Raw genomic sequence first — 2,945 nt, forward strand, 5'->3', positions numbered from 1 at the left:
GACCTCGGCCGCTCCGCGGCCGCCACCGAAGACGCATGACCACGAGGGGGTCAATTTTCGGCCGTCGCTAGGGGGTCAACTTTGGGCCGTCGTTGACAGGCCACAGGCCTTCGACGCCGAGCCATATAGGAATGGCAACACCGGGCAGCGTGCGACCAACGAGCCCAAAAACTTCAGGATGGTCGCGATGCGCACCGACGAACGCGAATTCGTCTTCCGCGGATCGGTTGGCTTCGCCTCGATCAAGATGTGGCTTCGCCATCCTGCGCGTCAAGTTCAACAGACACGGCCCTAGTCCAGGTCGTCGTCTAATGCGGGACGGCAATTCTGTCCACACGCGACTAGGCGTCATCAGCAGGTCAGGGATTCACTCGATCGATAACGCACCGTGGTCTTGTGCTGACACAACGCCACGGACAGGGTTGGTTGTGACCGCCTTCACCCCGGGGCGATCACCGTCCATCTCCCCCTGCGTCCCGGTGAGGTCTGCATGTCCGTGCTCAGTCAGTCGTCGAGCACGTCAGCGTTCAGAAGGCGGGGGCGCCGGCGCGCCTCCCAGATGGCCACGGTCGGCACGGTGGCGGCCGCGGTAGTGATGGGTCAGGTCACCGGGGTGCTCGCCGCTCCGCCCAGCGGCCCGGAGGTCGACCAGGTCGTCTCCGCCACGCTGCAGCCGGTGCTCAAGGCCAGCGCGCCGGCGGGGGTGTCGGGGCAATCGCTGAAGTTCTACGCGCGCACCGTCGGCTCCTCGACGTGGAACCTGCTCGACGGCACGACGGTCAGCGGTTCGACCGGTACCGCGCAGATCCCGGCCGGTGAGCTCAGCATCCAGGAGACGTTCGAGTACCGGGCCGAGCTGTGCGACACCACCGGCTGCACCTCCTCGGCCGTCGAGACCGGCCAGGTGGCCGGCACGCTGGGTGCCGGACCGCGGCCGGGTGCCACGACGGTGCCCTTCACGATCAGCGACACCGCCCAGGCCACCGTCGACACCGGCAGCGGCAACCTCATGGTGTCCCTGCCCGGGCTCACCCTGTCGCGGGTGGCCGGCGACCTGTCCGTGGGTGCGGTCTACAACAGCCTGAGCGAGTGGCGGGGCGGGGACGGGTTCCAGACCTCGCTCAGCTCCGGCTGGCGGCTCTCCACCGGCTCGGACGTCTACCTGAGCCGGGAAGCCACCAGCGGCGTCATCACCTACTACGGGCCCAACGGGCTGACCGGGGTGTTCCAGCCCGCCGGCGGCACCAGCTACACCGCCCCGGCCGGGTTCAAGATGGACCTGACCGGCGATGCCGCCAGCGGCTGGTCGCTGACCGACCACACCTCCCGCGACGTCCGCGCCTTCAACACCGCCGGTCAGCTGACCACGCTGACCGACCGCAACGGCAACCAGACCACCTTCGCCTACAGCGGGTCCGCGCTGACCCAGGTGGTCAGCGACCAGGGGCCGGCCGCCGCCCGGACGCTGCAGGTGAGCACCGCCGGTGGCGGCTCCAAGCAGATCACCGAGCTCACCCAGACCCCGGCCGCCTCCTCCAACCTGAGCAGCCGCTCGGTCACCTACGACTACGACACCGCCGGCCGCCTGCAGACCGTCACCGACGCGCTGGGCCGGGCCACCGAGCTGGGCTACGACGCCGCCGGCCGGCTGGCCTCGATCACCGCCCCGGGCAACGTGGTCACCCGCTTCGCCTACGACGACCTGGGCCGGGTGCTCTCGGTCGACCAGCCGACCGGCACCAGCGCCTCCGGTGCGGTCACCCGCCTCGCCTACGACGACGCGCACACCTACCTCGCCGACGCCAACACCGACCCGGCGCAGGCGGTGACCACCGTCCCGCACAGCACGTATGAGCTCACCGGCGACGGCATGAAGCTCATCGCCTCGGTCACCGACCCGGCCGGGCAGCAGCGGTCGGCCACCTACACGCCGTTCCTGGACGTTGCCTCGACCACCGACGCCGCCGGGGCCACCACCACCGCCAGCTACAACGCCAACGGCGGGGAATCCCTCACCGGCGTGCAGGCCGCCACCGGCGCCACCTCGGCCTTCACCTACGGCAACACCGGGGCCGCCCAGTACCTGCCCGACAGCGCCACCGACGGCCAGGGCAACCAGAGCGTGTTCACCTATGACGGCGCCGGCAACGGCCTGTCGGCCACCGACGCCGGCAGCAGCAGCGCCTCGGTGACCTATAACGCCGACGGCACGGTCAAGGACTCCACCAGTCCCTCCGGTGCGGTCACCAGCTACACCTACAACGCCGACAAGCAGGTCACCGCCATCACCCCGCCGGCCGACAGCAGCCTGGCCCAGCGGACCTACACCTACGACGGGTTCGGCCGGCTGGCCACCTTCACCAACGGCAACGGGATCACCCAGACCTACCGCTACGACGCCGGCGACCGGACCACCCAGATCAACTTCTCCGCCGGCAGCAGCACCATCTACTACCGCTACGACGACCGCGGCCACCAGACCTCCCGGCAGGACAACTCCGGCACCACCACCTACGCCTACGACCCGCTGGGCCGGCTCACCTCCCGGGTGCACTCCATCCAGCGGCACATCACCGTCGACTACAGCTACGACAAGGTGGGCAACCTGGCCACCGAGGTCGACCCCGGCGGCACCACCAGCTACGCGTATGACACCCGCAACCTGGTCACCCGGATGACCCTGCCCGACGGGTCGGCCACCGACTTCGGCTACGACAGCAACGGCCGCCGCGTGGATACCTGGAACGCCACCAACCCCGCCCACACGACCTGGGCCAGCCACACCCGGACCAGTTACGACAGCGCCGGGCGGATCACCCGGATCACCACCGCCCAGAACAGCGACGTGAACCGTCACGGGTTCGGTGCCGCTCTCACACGGGCCGCGGCTCCGGTTGGGACGCGGTGATCGCAGCGTAATGAGCCGCTTCGTGCTCGGCTGGTGG

Annotated in this window: 1 protein-coding gene; it reads left to right on the top strand. The window is 69.6% G+C overall.

Going from position 1 to position 2,945, the window contains the following annotated elements:
* The first annotated feature begins 577 nt into the window (after positions 1 to 577).
* Positions 578 to 2,908, top strand: coding sequence for a hypothetical protein (locus E9529_RS22475; RefSeq protein ID WP_308195312.1), 2,331 nt, complete (start codon positions 578 to 580; stop codon positions 2,906 to 2,908).
* Positions 2,909 to 2,945: the final 37 nt, after the last annotated feature.

It is taken from the genome of Blastococcus sp. KM273128 (genome assembly GCF_021698975.1).
Taxonomy (GTDB): Bacteria; Actinomycetota; Actinomycetes; order Mycobacteriales; family Geodermatophilaceae; genus Blastococcus.